This is a genomic window from Bartonella sp. ML70XJBT (assembly GCF_028618425.1).
Classification (GTDB): domain Bacteria; phylum Pseudomonadota; class Alphaproteobacteria; order Rhizobiales; family Rhizobiaceae; genus Bartonella.
The window spans coordinates 1-2,324 of sequence record NZ_JAQISX010000068.1; the positions used below are offsets into that span (position 1 = coordinate 1).

Annotated in this window: 3 protein-coding genes and 1 pseudogene; all 4 read right to left on the reverse strand. The window is 34.0% G+C overall.

The features are described 5' to 3' along the window. Nucleotides 1–415 (reverse strand): annotated as a pseudogene (locus PVV65_RS09500) (DUF3987 domain-containing protein); the annotation flags it as partial. A gap of 382 nt (nucleotides 416–797) precedes the next feature. After that, nucleotides 798–1,220: a hypothetical protein gene (locus tag PVV65_RS09505; protein WP_273789993.1), complete on the reverse strand. Its 423-nt coding sequence runs from the start codon at nucleotides 1,218–1,220 to the stop codon at nucleotides 798–800. A gap of 95 nt (nucleotides 1,221–1,315) precedes the next feature. Continuing rightward, complete coding sequence (locus PVV65_RS09510) at nucleotides 1,316–1,621, reverse strand: hypothetical protein (protein WP_273789994.1); 306 nt, start codon at nucleotides 1,619–1,621, stop codon at nucleotides 1,316–1,318. A gap of 436 nt (nucleotides 1,622–2,057) precedes the next feature. Continuing rightward, entirely contained in the window at nucleotides 2,058–2,180 is a 123-nt protein-coding gene (locus tag PVV65_RS09515) for a hypothetical protein (protein ID WP_273789995.1), read from the reverse strand. Between the last annotated feature and the right edge of the window lie 144 nt (nucleotides 2,181–2,324).

A 2,324-nucleotide genomic window follows, 5' to 3' on the forward strand; every position in this document is an offset into this window, starting at 1 on the left:
GATGCCACTCATAGCGTTTATCCGGACGCCAACCTAATTCATTCCCCTCTATAGGAAATTCACGAATATAGTTACAACGGCATAAGAGCTCTAAAGCTTGCTTAACGGCTTGATTATCTTTTAAAGAACTCCAACACCGTCTATAGATATCTCTTGCCGTAAAAACATCGGGTAAATGATCACAACGTTCGACAATCAATTTTGCACGCTCTGTTGCTAAGTTATCCGCCGCCTCATAAAGACGTCTTGCGTGACTTATCAGATATTTTTCCCAACACAAAGCTCTCTCAAGGGCATCTCTATTGATTTCAAAACGCCCGCCTTCACTCAATTCAAAAATCAACGCAAGGCTTGCTATGGTCTTTGGCATTTTCAAAACATGCGATTGTAAGCTTTCTGAGTGAGAATCTCTCTTTATAGCTTCCTATTAAAGGAAAAAACAAAAAAATAACACTAACCATTTTAGATTTTCATAATGAAGAAAACTTTTTAATTTTTCTGTTAGTGATGAAAATGTATTTCAAACAATAATGAATATATTTTCAATTAATTTAAGAGATCCATAATTATATTTCGAATACGAATTTGACATATACAAAGATGACTTTAGACCTAGCTAAATATTGCTATGAAGAATACAAACAGAACTAAGAAAATGAAAAATGAAGTTTTTTGATTGGATAGAGAAAGAAATTAGGACGATTAACATCCAGCAGGGATATTTTCATTTAGCTATTACTTTTAAAGATGTGTGAATAAATTAATGTAAAAAGCTTTGTTATGAATACGTTATTGAGTTAGAAATCTATACCAATAGCTTTGGCTTGCATCTTTTCGTAGAGTTTTTGCATTGCCTTGATATTTTCTCTTCGCACATCAATAATCGATTTTTCAATGTCTGTTAAACGTGCTTTGTCCAGATTTCCTAGTCGTGTATAATGAGATGCCATTGCTTTCCGAGCTTCATCATAAGGTAATCCGCCTTTTCGGTGCTTTGATAGACTATGTCCCCTATTTATCGCATCATATTTCTCAGGATTGGAAACCAGTTTTATGTGATCCTTAACAACACCTATTTCAATTAATGCTGTTTCAAGACTACTGACCATAGCTTTACTATTAGCATACCGAAGCAAATCATCCTTTATAAAGTCACTTTCCGTATCAATAAGCAATGGTAAATCACTATTTTTACCAACATTACGAATATAATCACACAAATTACTTCGTACATTATGTAATTTTTGAGATACCAATGTCTTTTCAAGATCTTGTACTAGTTACACTTTGTTGTAAAAAAAGCTTTTCTAATTTATCAGAAATGATGACCTCCTATTACAACCCCTTTATCTAACCAGTCTGGACCATATTCCTCATCAGCATTCTTTGTAAAAAACCCCATATCACGAATAAACTGTGCTCCACGTTGATGTCTAAGATGTAGAAGTGCATGTGCTGGATATTCAGCCATTGCTAACCACTCCCACGTTGTTTTGTTATCATTCGCCTTGGAAGCTGCTTCTGCTTCAACCATATAGATACTGTTTTGAGGGAGACCAGCTGCTCGTAATTCTTCACGTTCAGCATCCGTCATATAACTTTTGGGTAATTTCTTTTGCATAGGAAATTCCTTTCTGTAATCTGTCTTGAAATATTAATCTAATGGTTAAATATGATCAATCAAATTTCCTATGAATTTTTCAATTTGTTGTTTGAAATGAAAATAAGATATCTACTTTTATCTTTAATCATTTTTTATTGAACATGACAAAATTTTACGTTTGTTTACGTGTTTCTCGTATAACAAGATACAGACAATCAAAAACTTGGGATTGTTAGAATATGCTAACAAAAATGGTTTTATTCCACTCCATATTGAAAGAGAAACTATCAATAGAAGAAAAGAGTGGTACAAGCATAGCTTGATACTTTAATCGAAAGAAAAAAGCAGGGGAATTGTTATTGACACTTAAGTTTTCTCACATAGCGGATTTTTCTTTTAATATTTTAGAAAATCTTAAAGCCGCTAATTAGCATAGTTTATAAGATACGCTAATTTATTCAATGGATAAGCTAGGCAATTGATCATCATGGGCTGGACAACGGGCACTTCCATAACGCCCATACCAAACCCCACGCAAGGCATTGGTGATGCCCCGAGCATTTATATAAGAAAACATATTTTTTATCCTATGATATATTGCACCATAGGACGGATTTTGCTATTCATTCTTTGAGTGAAAATGGGAAGCCTTGTCCGTCCTTACGTGACAAGGTTTTCATTTATGCGACGTCGTTATAACGTTGCTGTTTTGCTTGCTCTA

What these genes read in the sequence shown, in the direction of transcription:
- PVV65_RS09510 (WP_273789994.1), bottom strand. Translation starts at nt 1,621, where the DNA reads ATGCAAAAGAAATTACCCAAAAGTTATATGACGGATGCTGAACGTGAA.
- PVV65_RS09515 (WP_273789995.1), bottom strand. Translation starts at nt 2,180, where the DNA reads ATGTTTTCTTATATAAATGCTCGGGGCATCACCAATGCCTTGCGTGGG.